Annotated in this window: 13 protein-coding genes; 10 read left to right on the top strand and 3 right to left on the bottom strand. The window is 61.9% G+C overall.

Features of this window, described 5'->3' with window-relative positions:
* Positions 1-84: 84 nt before the first annotated feature.
* Both mfd and HMPREF2785_RS02310 read right to left on the bottom strand, forming a co-directional pair.
* Positions 85-3,714 carry a transcription-repair coupling factor gene (mfd, locus tag HMPREF2785_RS02315; RefSeq protein ID WP_070614161.1) on the bottom strand — a complete coding sequence of 1,210 codons (3,630 nt, stop codon included), beginning with the start codon at positions 3,712-3,714 and terminating at the stop codon, positions 85-87.
* Entirely contained in the window at positions 3,707-4,375 is a 669-nt protein-coding gene (locus HMPREF2785_RS02310) for a TetR/AcrR family transcriptional regulator (protein WP_070422629.1), read from the bottom strand. Before HMPREF2785_RS02310 ends, mfd begins: the two co-directional genes overlap by 8 nt.
* Positions 4,376-4,546: 171 nt before the next feature.
* Between HMPREF2785_RS02310 and HMPREF2785_RS02305 the strand changes: the two genes are divergently transcribed.
* A complete protein-coding gene (locus tag HMPREF2785_RS02305) occupies positions 4,547-5,176 on the top strand; it encodes a DUF3558 family protein (RefSeq protein ID WP_083308824.1) in 630 nt (209 codons plus the stop codon).
* A gap of 281 nt (positions 5,177-5,457) precedes the next feature.
* Positions 5,458-7,146, top strand: coding sequence for a hypothetical protein (locus HMPREF2785_RS02300; RefSeq protein ID WP_070614159.1), 1,689 nt, complete (start codon positions 5,458-5,460; stop codon positions 7,144-7,146).
* Positions 7,147-7,230: 84 nt separating this feature from the next.
* On the opposite strand, the gene HMPREF2785_RS02295 is transcribed toward HMPREF2785_RS02300, so the two are convergent.
* Positions 7,231-8,718: a multicopper oxidase family protein gene (locus HMPREF2785_RS02295; RefSeq protein WP_070614163.1), complete on the bottom strand. Its 1,488-nt coding sequence runs from the start codon at positions 8,716-8,718 to the stop codon at positions 7,231-7,233.
* A 53-nt stretch (positions 8,719-8,771) separates the two neighbouring features.
* Here HMPREF2785_RS02295 and HMPREF2785_RS02290 point away from each other — a divergent pair, with 53 nt between their 5' ends.
* The 8 genes from HMPREF2785_RS02290 (at position 8,772) to HMPREF2785_RS02255 (ending at position 17,467) form a co-directional block, all read left to right on the top strand.
* Entirely contained in the window at positions 8,772-9,986 is a 1,215-nt protein-coding gene (locus HMPREF2785_RS02290) for an MFS transporter (RefSeq protein WP_070614158.1), read from the top strand.
* A gap of 65 nt (positions 9,987-10,051) precedes the next feature.
* On the top strand, positions 10,052-11,491 hold the full coding sequence (gene glmU / locus HMPREF2785_RS02285; RefSeq protein WP_083279453.1) for a bifunctional UDP-N-acetylglucosamine diphosphorylase/glucosamine-1-phosphate N-acetyltransferase GlmU: 1,440 nt from the start codon (positions 10,052-10,054) through the stop codon (positions 11,489-11,491).
* A gap of 10 nt (positions 11,492-11,501) precedes the next feature.
* The gene (locus HMPREF2785_RS02280; protein ID WP_070422625.1) at positions 11,502-12,479 is read left to right on the top strand and encodes a ribose-phosphate diphosphokinase; all 978 of its coding nucleotides are present in this window, start codon (positions 11,502-11,504) and stop codon (positions 12,477-12,479) included.
* Between the two features lie 75 nt (positions 12,480-12,554).
* A complete protein-coding gene (locus HMPREF2785_RS02275) occupies positions 12,555-13,001 on the top strand; it encodes a hotdog fold thioesterase (RefSeq protein ID WP_070422624.1) in 447 nt (148 codons plus the stop codon).
* A 3-nt stretch (positions 13,002-13,004) separates the two neighbouring features.
* Positions 13,005-14,345: an amino acid permease gene (locus tag HMPREF2785_RS02270; RefSeq protein WP_070451137.1), complete on the top strand. Its 1,341-nt coding sequence runs from the start codon at positions 13,005-13,007 to the stop codon at positions 14,343-14,345.
* Between the two features lie 8 nt (positions 14,346-14,353).
* Positions 14,354-15,367 carry a histidinol-phosphate transaminase gene (gene hisC / locus HMPREF2785_RS02265; RefSeq protein WP_070614162.1) on the top strand — a complete coding sequence of 338 codons (1,014 nt, stop codon included), beginning with the start codon at positions 14,354-14,356 and terminating at the stop codon, positions 15,365-15,367.
* On the top strand, positions 15,360-16,694 hold the full coding sequence (locus tag HMPREF2785_RS02260) for an MFS transporter (RefSeq protein WP_070483226.1): 1,335 nt from the start codon (positions 15,360-15,362) through the stop codon (positions 16,692-16,694). Before hisC ends, HMPREF2785_RS02260 begins: the two co-directional genes overlap by 8 nt.
* A 128-nt stretch (positions 16,695-16,822) precedes the next feature.
* A complete protein-coding gene (locus tag HMPREF2785_RS02255) occupies positions 16,823-17,467 on the top strand; it encodes a 50S ribosomal protein L25/general stress protein Ctc (protein ID WP_070614157.1) in 645 nt (214 codons plus the stop codon).
* The last annotated feature ends 56 nt before the right edge of the window (positions 17,468-17,523 follow it).

Here is a 17,523-nt window from a genome sequence, read left to right as displayed (position 1 = left end):
TCGTCTGGTTCCACAAACACAGAGCTAGACGATCGGTCCGAGCGTCCTTCTTCGTCTGAAGGGGGATCACTGACGCGGTAGCGCCTACTCGCTGACCGAGAACACCTTCTTCTTCGGTGTCTCCTCCGCAGCCGATCCCGCCACGGCGATCTTGGGGGCGTCGAGGACGTCGGTCATGAAGTCGGCGACCCACTGCAGCAATTCCATATCGCGCAGGTTTGGAGCGTTGAGTGCCCGCTTTGCTCCGCCTTCCTTGGGCATCGGCACCTGCAGCGCCTTTGCCGCAGCCCGGAAGTTCGCCCCCGGGTACAAGCGCTTCAGGCGCACCTGCTTAGAGTCAGGCAACTCGACTGGGTGGAGTTTGATGCGCGTTCCCTGGGTCAAGATCTCGGAAACGCCAACTGCACGTGCCTGGTTGCGCAATCGGGCTACGGCCATGAGCCGCTCGACCTCAATTGGCAAGGTGCCGAAGCGGTCGATCATGTCGTCGGCTGCGGCGGTTAGGGCGTCGTCGTCACGCGCTTCTGCGAGCTTGCGGTACACCTCGAGGCGCAAGCGCTCGGAGTTGATGTAGGTCTCCGGAATGTGTGCGTCCACGGGCAGGTCGACGCGGATTTCCTTCGGGCCTTTGTCGGTGGCGTCGATGGGTTTGCCGCTCATGAGGCCCTTGAAGGTTTCCACGGCCTCGCTGACCAAGCGGACGTACATGTCGAAGCCCACGCCCGCGATGTGGCCGGACTGTTCCGCGCCGAGCACGTTGCCGGCGCCGCGCATCTCCAGGTCCTTCTGGGCAACGGCCATGCCGGCACCCAGGTCGTTGTTTTGGGCGATGGTGGCCAGGCGGTCGTAGGAGGTCTCGGTGAGTGTTTTGTCCTTCGGGTACAGGAAGTACGCGTAGGCACGCTCGCGGGAACGCCCCACACGGCCGCGCAGCTGGTGCAACTGGCTCAGCCCCATGTTCTGGGCGTTTTCCACGATCAGGGTGTTGGCGTTGGCGATGTCCAGGCCGGTCTCCACGATCGTGGTGCACACCATGACGTCGTATTCGCGGTTCCAAAAACCCTGCACGGTCTGCTCGAGCACCTGCTCGCTCATCTGGCCGTGGGCGACAACGACGCGGGCCTCGGGAACGAGTTCGCGCAGTTGGCGGGCAGTTTTTTCGATGTCGGAGACTTTGTTGTGGATGTAGAAGACTTGGCCGTCGCGAAGCAATTCTCGACGAATCGCCGCCGCCACCTGCTTATCCTCCTGCGGACCGACATACGTGAGCACCGGGTGACGATCCTCCGGCGCGGTGGTAATCGAGGTCATCTCGCGGATGCCGGTCAGCGACATCTCAAGCGTGCGCGGAATCGGCGTTGCTGTCATGGTAAGCACGTCAACGTGCGACTTCAGCGCCTTGATGTGCTCCTTGTGCTCGACACCGAAGCGCTGCTCCTCGTCCACGATGATCAGACCGAGGTTCTTCCACTGCACGCCCGTCTGCAGCAGTCGGTGGGTACCAATGACGATGTCTACGGAACCATCCGCAAGACCTGCGAGGATCTTCTTCGAATCCGCGGTAGAGGTGAAACGCGACAGCTCGCGAACCTCCACCCCAAAACCATCCATGCGCTGCGTGAAGGTGGAGTAATGCTGCTGGGCAAGCAGCGTCGTCGGCACCAGCACCGCGACCTGTTTGCCGTCCTGCACTGCCTTAAACGCGGCACGCACGGCCACCTCGGTTTTGCCGAAGCCCACATCGCCCACGATCACGCGGTCCATCGGCGTGGGCTTTTCCATGTCTTCCTTGACCGCTTCGATGGCGTTGAGCTGGTCTTCCGTCTCTACGAACGGGAAGGCATCTTCCATCTCGAGCTGCCAGGGGGTATCCGGTGCGAACGCGTGGCCCGGCGCGGCTTGGCGCTTGGCGTAGAGCTCCACCAACTCGCCGGCGATCTCGCGCACGGCGGCGCGCGCCTTGCGCTTGGTGGACTTCCAGTCCGAGCCGCCCATCTTGCTTAGCGACGGCTTCTCGCCACCGGTGTACTTACTCAGCAGGTCCAGCGACTCCATGGGCACCCAGAGTTGGTCGCCGGGCTGTCCGCGCTTGGCGGGCTGGTACTCGAGCACGATGTATTCGCGTCGCGACGCCTCATCGCCGGCCTTGATAGTGCGCTCCGCCATCTTTACAAACTTGCCGATGCCGTGGGTGTCATGCACCACGAAATCACCCGGCTGCAAAGCCAACGGGTCGACGCGGTTGCGGCGGCGCGGGGCGCGTCGCTTAGCGCCGGCGATGTCGCCGACGCGGTTGCCGGTCAGGTCCGTTTCAGTAATAACGACCAAGTTCGGCCCGCCGAAAACGAGGCCTGCGTGCGATAACGCCTGGTAGAGCGTAACTGCGCCATCGACGGGCTCGAGCCCAGGTGTGGCCACTCGTGCGGACACGCCGTGTTCGCGCAGCCGCTCCGCCATGCGGTCGATCGCACCTTTGGCCGGAGCGACATAGGCGGCCTTGCCGTGGTTTTGCGTCACGTGCAGTTTCAGCGTGGCGTAGAGCTGCTCAATCTCCTTCGGATCACCCTTCGGGGCGGGTGCCGCCTCGAACTCGAGCGGCAGCGTCTCTGCATCATCCGCAGCAAACATTCCGGGAGGAGCAAATGTCCACCAGGCGTTTCCGGCCTTCGACGCGGAGACCTCCAGGGACTCGAACGAACGGTACGACGAGGCAGAAACGTCCAGGCCTTCCACCGCCACCGGGCCTTCGGCGCCCATCGCGGCGGCCTCCCAGCCGGCCTCGAGGAACTCGCGGTCGGTCGCTTCCAAGTCGGCAATGCGAGTGCGAACCTTCTCCGGGTTGGTCACCAACACCACCGAACCGGCCGGCATCAATTCCGGCAGCACCGAATACGTCTTATCGGTCAGTGCCGGGATGATCGCTTCCATGCCGTCCGCCGGCTGCTTTTCGGAAATGCGTGCAAGCAGCGACGACAAGGTGGGGTTCGACGGGAATTTGCGAGCCAGGTCGTCGGCTTTGGCGGCCACGGTGTCGTCGATAAGCAACTGCCTTGCTGGAAACAGTTCGACGGCACCAACCTCTTCGATGGTGCGCTGATCCGCAACCGCAAAGGAGCGGATGTCGGTGACTTCGTTGCCCCAGAACTCGATACGCACAGGGTTCTGGGCAGTAGTCGGGAAAACGTCAATGATGCCGCCACGGGTAGCAAACTCGCCACGGCCCGCAACCATATCCACGTGGTTGTAGGCGAAATGCACCAACTGCTGCGTCAGGTCCTCAAAGTCGGCTTCCTGGTCCACCGCCACCCGAATCGGCTCAATCGCAGGCAAAACCGGCTGGCACACGGCGCGCGCCGCAGCCACGATCACCCGCGGCATATCCCACAGCACCTTCGCACGGCGGCCAACAATGTCCGCAGCTGGCGACAAGCGCTCATGGGGCAACGTCTCGTAGGCGGGGAATTGGGCGACCTTGTCGTCGCCAAGCATTGCCTTGAGCTCCGCCGTGAGGTCTTCCGCCTCGTGCCCCGTCGCCGTCACCAACAGCACCGGGGTCTCACGCGCGATCGCACCAGCAGTCCAGGAACGTGCCTGGTCAATGCCGGTAATATGCAGCGAATCTTCCCCCACATGCGTCACCAAACCCTTCAACTTCGGGTCCGTCAACGCCTGGGTGAGCAGCCCACCAAGCACGGGCGGGGTGTTATCAGTCATGCAATGCTTCCTCTTCGTTCGCTTCGCGATCCACAGCGCGCTCATCTCCAGCGACATCTTCACCAGCAATATGCGGCTTGGCCTCCATCCCCCGCAACCCATTCCAACACAGGTTAGAGATATGCGCCGCCACAATATGCTTGTCTGGCTCACGCTGGTCCAGCCACCACAGCGCAGAATTAGACACCGTGCCAACCAGCGCCTGACCGTACAACCCGGCCATCGCCTCATCTAATCCACGGTGCTTAAACGCCTCCGCCAGCAGGTGGGAAACCTCAGCGGTCACACGGTTAAGAATCGTCGAATACGTCCGCCCCTCCCCCGGCAACTGACCATGCGCAAGGATAACAAACCCGTCGGTGTCATCCTCCACGTACGTCAGCAACGCCAACACACCACGCTCAATGCGATCGCGCCAGCGCCCCTCCTGGATAGACCCCATAATCGTCTCCTCCAGGCGGACCATCTCCCGACGAATAACCGCCTGGTACAAGCCCTCTTTACCCCCAAAGTGCTCATACACCACCGGCTTGGTCACCCCGGCGCGAGCCGCAATCTCCTCCATGGAGATCCCGTCGTATCCGCGCTCAGCAAAAGCAGCGCGCCCAACGCCTAATAATTGTTCCCTACGCTGGGGTGCAGTCATTCGCCTACGAGCCATGTGTTCCACTCTAGATCCCTCTCCGACACACCCCATCTTTGGTTGCCACGGGATGTGGTCTACAATCAGCGATGCTATTCCCCATGGTGTAATCGGCAACACTACGGTTTTTGGTACCGTCATTCTAGGTTCGAGTCCTGGTGGGGAAGCTTTTTCATATGGGGAGGGGAAATGAAACGATTCGCAATACTTTCTACAGCTCTATGCGTGATGCTCTCGGGGTGCACTACAGAGCAACTGCGTAACGACGACACCACGCCCAACATCGATTCCGGCACACCACCCGAATCCGCGGAGGATAAGCCTCAAGCACAGGCATTCGTGTTCAAAAGCGGCGTGCTAGAAATCGGCGACTTCGACCCGTACACAATCGGCGACGACATCTTCGATCCCTGCACGGAAATCACGCAGGAAGAATTCGCCGCTGCGGGGTTCGAGGATGTGGAGCCGCTGCCGGAGAAGTACGCGGGTATCTCGGGAGGGATGAAATCTTGTATTTTAAATTCTGATAGTGGCAAGAATTCTGTAACTATCTCTAACAACATCTCCAATCGTTCAGTGATCGAGGACACGTACGGCACAGAACAAAAATGGCAGTCGATGAGCCTTCCGGAGATGTACGTTTTCAGCCCTCGCATCGGCGCAAGTACAGGTTGTTTTGCACAGGTCGACACTGTTCGTGGTGCAGTCGCAATGCTCGCAGTCGGAATCGGGCTGTCTAGCTCGCTGGAATCCAACTGTGCCAAAGCTCAAAAAGCTTTAGAAACACTCTTCACATCTCATTCAGCACATTCGCAATGATGTCCATTTTATTGGACATCCTCTTCCGTAATGACGAGTGTTCGGCTAACCTTTTCTCAAATTCAAAATAATTGGGGGTATTTATGGGGATCCTTATCGACGTTGATCAAGTCGAATCGGCAGTACAACAACTCCGTAGCGTCGGAGAAAAACTCACTGTGAATTTAAACCTTGGTGGTATGAATCCGCTTTCTTCATTTTCACAGGTCAGTGGTCTCGCAGACGCAGGACGCACACTGAGCCCAATCGGGGACGTAAACGCACCAGAAGCAAATTACGCGGTGGCAACCTACTTGCTGGGAACGGCGAACATTCTTGAAACAGCACTGAACAACACGCTGCGGACAGATGATTCTTTGTCCGGTGCGTTGGCGTCGCTGGGTCCAGTGTTTGAGGGGCGCGTGAACCAGGTGCAGCCGCAACTGATCGAGCTCCTGCAGAAGTCGCGTTCGGTCGACCCGAAAACCAACACGTTTGCAAACCCGGCAGCAGTCGCAACTGGTGATTCGTCGCTGCACGCCTTGCACGCCAAGTTGTTGGAGACCGACACTTCTCGTGCGATGTCTGCTTCCGAGTTCTGGAACTCAAATGCAGAACTAATCACCGATGCGATGGAGGAGCTCCACGAAGTGCAGCACGCTCTGAGTTCCTCGGCGGAAACGTCGTGGATCCAGAACGCAATGCGGACCATCACCCAAGTTCAGAATGCGGGTATGGAGTACGTGGCTAATTCACGCTCGTTGGCTGCACACACCGCGATGCTTGCTGATGCCGCTGACGCGGAGAAAATCATCGCTTCCGGAGCCGTCCTGGCGTACAACGCAGCGCCGACTCCGGAGGAGAAACTGGCGATCGAACAGGCATACCTGTTGAACTTCCCGGGCAGAATGACATCAAACCTGGTAGCGACGATCCCTACGTTTAATCGACTGCTGCCCGACTTGAAGTCGATGCCGGGTGATCCTTTTAACGCTGACAGCATCCCGTCGCCAACAGCACCGGCGTTTGAGCCTGCGGAATTACCGCGCGCGATCCAGGATGCGATCGCGAGCCGAGGCTACGGCGACATCGCGAATGCGAAGACTCCGTCAGAGGTTCTGCACAACATAGGTCGCCCGTCGCCGCATGTGCTCGATTCCATCCCGGCCGGGGCAACGCCTACGCAAGCTGCATCGGCAGTGTTGGCTCCCCCAAGCCCGAACGCGATGAGTCCCGCTGGCGGTTCTATCCCTACAGGTGGTTTGCACGGCGCTGGTGGCCCCGGATTCAACGGTGCTCTCAACCCAGCAGCGATGCCTGGCACGAACACCGGCGGCGCTTCAGCGGGTACCGGTGGCGGTGCCGGTGGATTCGCTCCGGTCGCTGGAGGAACCGGCAACGCTGCAGGCACCGGCCGCCACGCGGCGCGCGCGGGCCAATCCGGCACCGGCTTCGGTGCGCCCAGCGGTTCACGGGCCGGCTCCCCCGCTGCCTCTGCCTTCGGTGGGCGTGCTGCCGGAGCCGGTAGCGGTATCGGTGGTGGCTTCGGTACCGGATCCGGCGCGCACGCAGGTGCTGGTATGCACGCTGGCCGGCCAGGGTTCGGCAATGCAGGATTCGGAAACGCCTCCGGTGGGTTCGGATCTGGCACAAGCGCGGGCGCAGGTACACCAGGTGCTGGCGGTTCCGCTGGTGCACCGGGGGCGCACGGTGGTGCCTCGGGTGGCTCGTCGGCACACGCGGCGCCAGGCTCAGCACACGGCGCACACGGCGCACACGGCGCGAATAACACAGCGGCCCGAGGTGGCGGTGTCATGGCTGGGCAGCCAATGATGGCCGGGCGAAACCAAAACGGTCGCGCATCGGATAAGGCAGCAGCCAAGGTCAAGACCGTCACCAGCGCAGTCGAGCGCGAAGGAAACCTTAAAGCGCTGCTCGGTGACGCACCGCTGCTACTACCGGAGGTCATCGGCTACAACGTGCGCCGATAGCCACCACGAGCAGCAAGCACCCAAACCAGAAACCACGCCCCGGCGAAAAGGTCTCGCCGGGGCGTGGTGTCGTCGAAAAGCAATCTAGTGCTCGTGGCCGTGAGGCAACGCAAGGTCCGGCTCCTGGCCGGGCTCGACAATGACAAACTGGCCCATCATGCCCTGGTCCTCGTGGTTGAGCATGTGGCAGTGATACATGTACGCCAACGTCGGATCCGGGTGGTAGCCCAACTCGACAAGCAACGTCACCGTAGACAGCGGAGGCACGTCGATGGTGTCGTGCCAGCCCGCGGTGAACTCCACTTCCCCACCCTCAACACCTTGTACGGCGAAGCGTGCGTTGTGGATGTGGAAGTTGTGCAGCATGTCCTCGTTCTCATTGGTCACTCGCCAGATCTCAGGCCCGTCGTGATCAACAACAAAATCCACACGCGACATGTCCATCGTTTGGCCATTGATCTCAATGCCATTGAGACGGAACTCGCGTTCCACGGTGGCAGACGACGGCACATCCAACTCCACCAATTCCTCCGGCAACGCGGGCGAGGCCGGCGCATCCTCCGCCGGAGCAGTGATCTCAAGCAGGTCAAAGGTGTCGCGGGCGCCGAACATGTCGGCAGTCTCCTTATCCGGCAGGCCACCAAGATCCGGGAGTCCATCGCTGCGCAACATCACATCCTTGCCCGGCTCGAGATCCACTACGATCTCCACACGCTCGCCCGGGGTGAGCAGCACGCCATCGACCTCCACCGGAGAATCGAGGAACCCCTGATCGGTCGCGACGATCTTGAACGGCACCCCCAACGTCAGGTGATGGAAACGCAACACGGACCCGTTGAGCACGCGGAGGCGCACGCGTCGGGTGGTCGCGTCGAAACGCGGTTTGGTAATGCCGTTGACCACAACGGTGTCGCCGACCCAACCGTTTTCCTCGTCCAGCTGGCCGTCCTCGGTGAAGTTGGCGTTGGTCAGGATCACCGGGATGTCATCGACGCCGTAGTCGGCGGGCAGGCCGGGGATGGCGGTGGTGTCGTCGTCGACAATCAGACCGCCGGCAAGGCCGCGGTAGGCGTGCACCGCGGATATCTCGTGCGGGTGCGGGTGGTACCAGCAGGTCGCGGCGGGCTGATCGACGGTCCACGACGGCGACCAAGACTCACCCGGGTCAAACATCAGCGCCGGTCCGCCGTCCGCAGCGGCCGGCAGGTGCAGGCCGTGCCAGTGCACCACGGTCGGCTCCGGCACGTTGTTGTGCACGGTCATTTCAATGCGTTCGCCGCGCCGCATGTACAGCGTTGGGCCCAAGAACGGCCCGTTGAAGCCCCAAGTCTTGGTCATGACACCGGGGATGATTTCGGATTCGCCCTCCTGGGCTGTCAGTTCGAAGCGGCGCACGTTGCCGTCGAGTGTGCCTTCGTACAGCGGCGGGATAGGCAGCGGGCGTGCTTCGGCGTCGGCACCACGCGGGGTGGGCTGGTTTGATGTCGAGCACCCAGCCAATGCAGCACCCGTGGCTGCGGCTGCAACGGCGAAAACGGTCCCTTTAAAAAATGTGCGTCGAGAAAAAGCCATTACGTCCTCCAAAAACTCGCCGAAAACCATGAATGATCCTACTATCCCGATATATGCGTAACGAGGAAGCGAATGCCCGCCGGTTCATCTGGTCGAACGGCTTACAAAACATTGGCGATCAGGTAGTCGCCCCGAAAACGGTGCTGCCGTGGCTGTTCAATGCTGCTGGGGTGCCGGCGGCGTTCACGTCGTTTCTCGTGCCAATTCGCGAGTCAGGCTCGATGCTGCCGCAGGCGTTTTTGAGCCCGTGGGTGACGTCGCAAAGCTCGCGCAAACGAGTCTGGTTGATCGGCTCGTGGGGCCAAGCGCTGGCCTCTGCCGGCATTGCGCTTAGCGCGCTGTTGCTCGAGGGAAGTGCGCTCGGCATCGCAGTCATTGTCCTGCTTGCGGTGCACGCGGTGTTTCGCTCCATCTGCTCCATCGCAGGCAAAGATGTCCAGGGCCGCACGATTTCCAAAGGCCACCGCGGCGACATCACCGGTCGCGCCACCGCGCTCGCCGGCGGTTTCACTCTCGCGATCGGTCTCGCACTGTCGTTTATCCCCAACGAACTTCCGCAGTGGTCACTCGCCGCGCTGCTCGCCGGCGGTGCGTCGATGTGGGCGCTCGCTTCGCTCGTGTTCATGCGTATCGACGAGCCCACTCCCGACACCGACACCTCCAACGGCCAAGGCTTCCACGACATGTGGAAGCTGGTCACCTCCGACCGCGACCTGCAACGATTCCTCATCGTGCGCTCGCTCATGCTGGTCACCGCGCTTTCCACTCCGTTTATCGTCGTGTTGGGCAGTCGCGAAGGCGCCGACCTCACGGGCCTCGGTGCGTTCATCGTTGCCTCCGGCGGCGCGTCGCTGCTTGGCGGGCAGGTTTCGGGCCGGTTGTCGGACAGGTCGTCGAAACGCATGATGGCGTGGGCTGCAGGTTTCGCGTCCACTGTGCTCATCCTGCTCGTTGCCAGCGCACAGCTTGTCGACGACACCATCAACGCCTGGGTCATGCCCCTAGGCTTCTTCCTGGTCAACCTCGCCCACACCGCAGTGCGGGTCAGCCGCAAGACCTACCTGGTAGACATGGCCGACGGCGACAGGCGCACCATGATCACGGGTGCCGCCAACACCGTCATGGGCATCGTCCTGCTCGTTGTCGGCGCAATCTCCTCGGCGGTTGTGCTGCTCGGCCCGCAGGCAGCGCTGATCTTCCTGGCTGTTGTTGGTTACGCCGGTGTGTTTGGTGCCGCGAACCTGAAGGAAGTCTCGGCAAACAAGTAGGCCAGAGCCCATAGGCGTTATGCTTGGGGCCGATCTCAAAACGTCCACCCCCAAGGAGTAATCGAGTGCCTAACCACTCCGATCGCGCCGTTGTCGTGCTCGCGGCCGGCGCGGGAACCCGCATGAAGTCCGACCGCCAAAAGACGCTGCACGAAATCGGCGGGCGCAGCCTGCTCTCCCATTCGCTGCACGCCGCAGCCGGTGTGGAACCGACCTACCTCGTTGCTGTGGTCGGCCACCAGCGCGACCAGGTCGCCCCAGCCGTGGAGCACATCGCCGAGCAGATGCACGTGGAGATCCGCCAGGCTATCCAGGAGGAGCAAAACGGCACCGGCCACGCAGTGCAGGTCGGCCTGTCGGCGATTCCGGATTTCGACGGCACTGTCGTGGTCACCAACGGTGACGTGCCGTTGCTGACGCCGGAGACGTTGCAGGCGCTCGTCGAAAAGCATGAGTCCGAGCATGCCGCCGTAACCGTGCTCTCCCTCGAATTCGACAACCCCACTGGCTACGGCCGCATCATCCGCGGCGAAGCTGGCGACGTGCTCGAAATCGTCGAAGAAAAAGACGCCACCGACGAACAACGCAAGGTCCACGAAGTCAACTCCGGTGTCTTCGCCTTCGACGCCACCGTGCTTCGCGACGCCCTCGCGCGCGTCACCCCCGACAACGCCCAAGGCGAGTTCTACATCACCGACGTCCTCGGCATCGCCCGCAACGACGGCCGCAAAGTCTCCGCCTTCATCGCACCTGATGCCCGCGAACTCGCCGGTGTCAACGACCGCGTCCAACTCGCCGAAGCAGGCAAAGAACTCAACCGCCGCCTCGTCGAGCGCGCCATGCGCAACGGCGCAACCGTCATCGACCCGGCCACCACCTGGATCGGCGTCGAGGTAGAAATCGGCCGCGACGTCATCATCCACCCCAACACCCAACTGTGGGGCTCCACCGTCATCGGCGATGGTGCCGAAATCGGCCCCGACACCACTCTGACCGACATGGAAGTCGGCGCCCGCGCCACCGTCGTACGCACCCAAGGCGAACTCGGCGTCATCGGTGAAGAAGCCACCGTCGGCCCCTTCACCTACATCCGCCCCGGCACCGAACTCGGCGCCCGCGGCAAACTCGGCGGCTTCGTCGAATCCAAAAACGCCAAGATCGGCGAAGGCTCCAAGGTGCCCCACCTGACCTACATCGGCGACGCCACCGTAGGCAAGCACTCCAACATCGGCGCCTCCAGCGTTTTCGCTAACTACGACGGAGTGAACAAGCACCACACCACCATCGGCGACTACTGCCGTACCGGCTCAGACACCATGTTTGTCGCACCGGTCAATATCGGTGATGGCGCGTATACCGGCGCGGGTACAGTAGTCACGGAAGATGTTCCAGCCGGCGCGCTCGCCATCAAGGAGGGCCACCAGCGCAACATCGAGGGCTGGGTAGAAAAGCGCCGCCCCGGATCCGACGCGGCAGAAGCTGCAAAGAAAGCACGCGAGAAGTAAAGGTTCAAACATGACTGGTTACTCCACAGAAAGCCACAAAAACCTCAAGGTCTTCACCGGGCGTGCGCACCCGGAACTGGCAGAGGCCGTAGCAGACGAACTCGGCATCGAGCTCGTGCCTACCACCGCCCGTGACTTCGCCAACGGCGAAATCTTCATCCGCTTCGAAGAGTCCGTCCGTGGCTCCGACTGCTTTGTCATGCAGTCCCACGCACAGCCGCTGAACAAGTGGCTCATGGAGCAGTTGATCATGATCGACGCGCTCAAGCGTGGCTCCGCGAAGCGCATCACCGCGATCCTGCCGTTCTACCCGTACGCACGCCAGGACAAGAAGCACCGCGGCCGCGAGCCGATCTCCGCCCGCCTCATCGCAGACCTGCTCTCCGCAGCAGGCGCGGACCGCATCGTCTCCGTCGACCTGCACACCGACCAGATCCAGGGCTTCTTCGACGGCCCGGTCGACCACATGCACGCCCAGCCGATCCTGGTGGACTACATCAAGTCCAAGTACTCGCTGGACAACCTCGTGGTGGTCTCCCCGGATGCCGGCCGAGTGAAGTCCGCTGAGAAGTGGGCCAACATGCTTGGCGACGCCCCCATGGCCTTCGTCCACAAAACCCGCGACATCGACGCCGCAAACAAGGTTGTCTCCAACCGTGTCGTCGGCGACGTCGAGGGCAAAGACTGCATCCTCATGGACGACATGATCGACACCGGCGGCACCATCGCAGGCGCCGTCGGCGTGCTCAAGGAAGCCGGCGCGAAGTCCGTCGTCATCGCCTGCACCCACGGTGTCTTCTCCGACCCGGCACGCGAGCGCCTCAGCGACTGCGGCGCCGAGGAAGTCATCACCACCGACACCCTGCCGCAAAACACCGAAGGTTGGAAGAACCTCACCGTGCTGTCGATCGCACCACTGCTGGCAAAGACCATCCGCGAAATCTTCGAAAACGGTTCCGTGACCACCCTCTTCGAGGGCCAGGCCTAAACCACTCTTGACCGCGACAGCCGGGGCAGCTTCACCGCTGCCCCGGCTTCACGCTTAGGGAAAGGACACATTCTCATGTACAACCGCTACGCCGAATCCGTAGAAATCACCCCAGAGCTTGAGCACGCCAAAGCCATGTACGACGGCGACGCCACCCTCGAGTATCTGGGCGCCATCATCACACGGTTAGAGCCAGGCGTGGCGGAAGGTGAGTTTGTCGTCGATAAGCGGCATGCAAACGGATTCGGTGTCTGCCAAGGCGGCGTACTGTTCACCTTCGCCGACGCCCTCTTCGGTGGCGCCTGCAACTCGCGCCGCACTGAGCCCACCGTCAGCGCACAATCCGAAATGATCTACCTCGCACCCGCGAAAATGGGCCGCACCATCCGCGGCGTCGCCCGTGAACACCACCAATGGGGTCGCAACGGACTGTCCGACGTCACCCTTTACGACGGCGACACCGTCATCGCAGAATTCCGCGGACTCTCCCGCACCACCTCACGTCCCCCGACAGGAAACTAACCCATGAGCCTCCAAGAACAAGGACTCAAACGAAGCGTCAAAAGCCGCCAACTGATGATGATCGCCTTCGGATCATCCATCGGCACCGGACTTTTCCTCGGCTCCGCCAGCTCCATCCAATACGCCGGCCCCGCCGTCTTGATCTCCTTCGCCATCGTCGGCGTCATCGTTTACTTCCTCATGCGCATGCTCGGCGAAATGGCCGTCGAACACCCCGTCTCCGGATCCTTTGCCGCATACTCTCGCGAATTCATCGGCCGCGGAGCCGGATTTATCACCGGCTGGAACTGGTGGTTCACCACCGTCGTTGTCGGCATGCTGGAACTGACCGCCATGGGTACCTTCCTGGACTACTGGTTCCCCCACATCCCCCACTGGGTCACCGCGCTAGTCTCGCTGCTGCTCGTCGTCGTCCTCAACGTGCTCAACGTGCGCGTGTTCGCCACCACCGAATACTGGCTTTCCCTGATCAAAGTGGCAGCACTCGTCCTCATGATCGTGCTCGGCCTCGCGCTTGTCTTCGGCGTCGGATCCGAACCCGCCATCGGCCTGCAACACATCACCGACCACGGCGGCTTCATGCCAAACGGCATCTCCGGTGTCCTGTTCGCACTCGTCGCAGTGACCTTCACCTTCGGCGGCATCATGTCCATTGGCACTGCCGCCGGCGAAGCTGACGACCCAGACAAGGCAATCCCCCGCGCGGTCAACTCCGTCGTGTGGCGCATCCTCGTGTTCTACCTCGGCGGCATCGGCACCATCCTGCTGCTCGCACCGTGGAACGAGCAGGACACCAACGAAAGCCCGTTCATCCGCGTACTCACCGGCGTCGGGTTCTCCGGCGCAGCGACCGCCTTGAACGTCGTCATCGTCGTCGCCGTGTTCTCCGTGCTCAACACCATGACCTACTCCGGCGCCCGCATGCTCCGCGACCTCGCCCGCAACGGCCAAGCCCCCAAAGCCCTCGCCGAAACCAACCGCAAAGGTCTGCCCACCAAAGCACTGCTTTTCGACGCCACCCTCATGGGCGTCGTCGTCATCCTCAACTACTTCTTCGAAGGCAAAATCTTCGCCATCCTGCTCGCCATCATCGTCGGCACGGAATTGATCACCTGGGCCGGCATCTGCCTATCCCACCTGAACTTCCGCAAACACGCCGGCAACACAAAATTCCCCGCCCCGTTCTACCCAGTTGCGAACTGGATCTGCATCGCATTTTTCGCCCTCGTACTCGTACTAATGGGTATTCTTCCCGATTACCGCATGGGTCTAGCCACACTCTTCGGCTGGATCCTCGCCCTCGGCCTCATCTGGCTGACAACGCAACGCAGGAGCAACGCATGACCCGCAACATGATCCGCCCAGACCTCGACACCATCCCCGACTACGTTCCAGGCGCCCGCAACGACCAGGCCATCAAACTCTCCTCCAACGAATGCGCCGAAGGCCCACTGCCCTCCGTACTCGAGGCGATGCGCGACACCCTCGGCTCCATGAACCGCTACCCCGACATGGGCGCCACCGACATCCGCACCGCCCTTGCCGAACACCTCGGCGTGACCATCGACCAGGTCGCCGTCGGCACCGGCTCCTCCGCCCTGTGCCAACAACTCGCGACAATCACCGCACAGCCCGGCGACGAAATCATCTTCCCCTGGCGCAGCTTCGAGGCCTACCCCATCTTCGCCCGCATCGTCGGCGCAACCCCCGTCGCCATCCCACTCGACGCGGAGCACCGCCTCGACCTGACCGCCATGGCCGCAGCGATTACCGAACGTACGAAACTCATCTTCGTGTGCAACCCCAACAACCCAACCGGCACCACCATCACCAACGCCGAGTTCGAAACCTTCATGGACGCCGTCCCATCCGACATCCTCGTCGCACTCGACGAGGCCTACTTCGAATACAACCGCGCCACCGACACCCCCGTCGCCACCGACGTCATCACCCGCTACCCCAACGTCGTCGGCCTGCGCACCTTCTCCAAAGCCTACGGCCTTGCAGGCGCCCGCATCGGCTACGCCTTCGGCCCCGCCGACATCATCAGCGCCCTCAACAAAGTCGCCGTCCCCTTCTCCGTCAACGCCGTCGCCCAAACCGCAGCCCTCGCCTCCCTCAAGGCCACCTCCGAGCTGCAAACGCGTATCGACGACACCATCACCCAACGCCAACACCTCACCACCGCACTCAACCTCCCCGAATCCCAAGCCAACTTCATCTGGCTGCCGGATTTCCCGCGTGAAAAAGCTGACCGGCTAGCGGCAGAGGGCGTGCTGGTGCGTTCTTTCCCGGAAGGTATCCGCGTCACCGTCACCAACTCAGCCGAAACCGACGCCTTCCTGAAAGCATGGGACCGTGCGTAGTGAGCGCCGCCGCGTGATCGCGGCGACCACCATCGGCACAGCCATCGAGTGGTACGACTACTTCCTCTACGCCGCCGTCGCCGGTTTGGTGTTTAACCAGACCATGTTCGGTCCCCTCGGACCTGCTGCGGCGACGATCGTGAGCTTCCTCACCGTCGGCTTGTCCTTCCTGTTCCGCCCGCTCGGTGCGGTGCTGGCTGGCCACTACGCCGACCGATTCGGGCGCCGCGGCGTGCTCATGATCACCCTGTTCACCATGGGCACCGCCACCACGCTTATCGGCCTGCTGCCCACCTACGACACCATCGGTTGGCTTGCCCCCGCCGCACTGATTCTCCTGCGCATCCTGCAGGGCACATCGGCCGGCGGCGAATGGGGCTCCGCAGTCCTCCTCGCCGTCGAACACGCCCCTGTGAACAAACGCGGCCTTTACGGCGCCGGCCCCCAGGTCGGTGTTCCCGCTGGCCTGCTCATGTCCTCCGGCATGCTCGCCCTGATGACCGCCGTCGCCCCCGGTGACGCCTTCGTCGAATGGGGCTGGCGCATTCCCTTCCTGCTGTCCATCGCGCTGACGTTCCTCGGCTGGTGGATCCGCACCGGCGTCGAAGAATCGCCCGTCGTCGAGGAGATGCGCGAGACCGGCACCCGCAGCCCCATCAGCGGCCTGTTCAAATCTCACGCGGGAGTTGTCCTCGCAGCCGCCCTGATCTTCGCCGCCAACGGCGCCGTCGGTTACATGACAACCGGCGGCTACATCCAGAACTACGTCACCGACCCCACCGGCATTGGGCTTTCACGCGGGGACATTCTGTGGGCTGTCACTGCATCGGCTGCGGTGTGGTTGTTCACTACCGCGTTCGCCGGGTGGGTCTCGGACTACATCGGGCGTAAGCGCACGCTTGCGATCGGGTTTGTGGTTCAGGCGGCGGGTGTTGCGGTGTTGTTCCCGCTCGTCGATACGGGTTCGATTGCAAAGATCACCGCGGCGTTGATTTTCCTCACCGTTGGCCTGGGCCTGACGTACGGCGAGATTGGCGCTTTCTACGCGGAGCTTTTCCCGGCTTCGGTCCGGGCGTCCGGGGCGTCGATTTCGTACGCGTTGGGTGCAATTCTTGGTGGTGCGTTTGCTCCAACGATTGCGGCTGCGTTGCGTGAGGCTACTGGTGGTACGGCGGCGATTACGGTGTATTTGATGGCGGCGACGTTGACGGGGTTCGTCGTTACGCTGCTTGTGCGTGATCGCACCGGCATCCCGCTTGGCCATGATCATGAGGACCTCCAGGCGGCGGGGCATTTTGTGTGGGAAAAGTCGGCTGGTAGCCTGTAGCAGTCTCGGCGAGGGCTTTCGGGCCGTTATCGACGCGATGAAGATCCACTATGCGATCACTCGACGAGCACAATCCGTTAAGTGGTCGCAGGCAAAGCCTGTGGCCCTTCCAACCGAAGGAGTACAACATGGCTATTACCCCAACTGTTATTCAGGGTGAGCGTCGCGAGGAGTTTGGCAAGGGCTCCGCACGTCGTCTGCGTCGCGATGGCAAGATCCCGGGTGTCCTGTACGAAAAGGGCATTGAGAACATCCACTTCGCTGTTGATCGTATTGAGATGACTGCGATTGTGCGTAACGACGGCACTAACGCCATCGTCGAGCTCGAGCTCGATGGTGAGAAGCTGCTCGCCATGGTTAAGCACGTCGACCAGAACGTGCTCACCCTCGAGATCGACCACATTGACCTGTTCGGCATTAAGCGTGGCGAGAAGGTTACCGTCGAGGTTCCGGTTGTCACCGAGGGCGAGGCTGCTCCGGGCGCTGTTGTGTTCCAGGAAGCCGACGTTGTCGAGATCGAGATCGACGCTCTGTCTATCCCGGACGAGATCACCGTGTCCATCGAGGGCAAGGAGATCGGCGACCAGATCACCGCTGGCGATCTCGAGCTGCCGGCGGGTGCGGAGCTGATCACCGATCCGGAGAACTTGCTTGTCAACATCACCTTCGAGCAGGTTGATGAGGACCTCGAGGCTGAGGCTGAGGCTGCTGAGGAGGGCGGCGCTGAGGCTGGCGCTGAGTCTTCTGAGGCTGGTGAGGAAGCTTCCGAGTAATTTCGGCACGACGATTGGCCCGCTTTTTTGGCGGGCTTTTTCGTTATGTGAAGAGT

Origin of the sequence: Corynebacterium sp. HMSC067D03 (assembly GCF_001811185.1) — a bacterium.
In the GTDB taxonomy this organism is placed as follows: Bacteria; Actinomycetota; Actinomycetes; order Mycobacteriales; family Mycobacteriaceae; genus Corynebacterium; species Corynebacterium coyleae.
The sequence above is the reverse complement of the archived record's forward strand: the minus strand, read 5'-3'. Positions and strand labels throughout refer to the sequence as shown.

Excerpts from the sequence above, each read along its gene's own strand:
- HMPREF2785_RS02275 (WP_070422624.1), top strand. The coding sequence starts at position 12,555 with ATGTACAACCGCTACGCCGAATCCGTAGAAATCACCCCAGAGCTTGAG.
- HMPREF2785_RS02270 (WP_070451137.1), top strand. The coding sequence starts at position 13,005 with ATGAGCCTCCAAGAACAAGGACTCAAACGAAGCGTCAAAAGCCGCCAA.
- HMPREF2785_RS02290 (WP_070614158.1), top strand. The coding sequence starts at position 8,772 with ATGCGTAACGAGGAAGCGAATGCCCGCCGGTTCATCTGGTCGAACGGC.
- HMPREF2785_RS02280 (WP_070422625.1), top strand. The coding sequence starts at position 11,502 with ATGACTGGTTACTCCACAGAAAGCCACAAAAACCTCAAGGTCTTCACC.
- HMPREF2785_RS02305 (WP_083308824.1), top strand. The coding sequence starts at position 4,547 with ATGAAACGATTCGCAATACTTTCTACAGCTCTATGCGTGATGCTCTCG.
- HMPREF2785_RS02255 (WP_070614157.1), top strand. The coding sequence starts at position 16,823 with ATGGCTATTACCCCAACTGTTATTCAGGGTGAGCGTCGCGAGGAGTTT.
- mfd (WP_070614161.1), bottom strand. The coding sequence starts at position 3,714 with ATGACTGATAACACCCCGCCCGTGCTTGGTGGGCTGCTCACCCAGGCG.
- hisC (WP_070614162.1), top strand. The coding sequence starts at position 14,354 with ATGATCCGCCCAGACCTCGACACCATCCCCGACTACGTTCCAGGCGCC.
- HMPREF2785_RS02295 (WP_070614163.1), bottom strand. The coding sequence starts at position 8,718 with ATGGCTTTTTCTCGACGCACATTTTTTAAAGGGACCGTTTTCGCCGTT.
- HMPREF2785_RS02310 (WP_070422629.1), bottom strand. The coding sequence starts at position 4,375 with ATGGCTCGTAGGCGAATGACTGCACCCCAGCGTAGGGAACAATTATTA.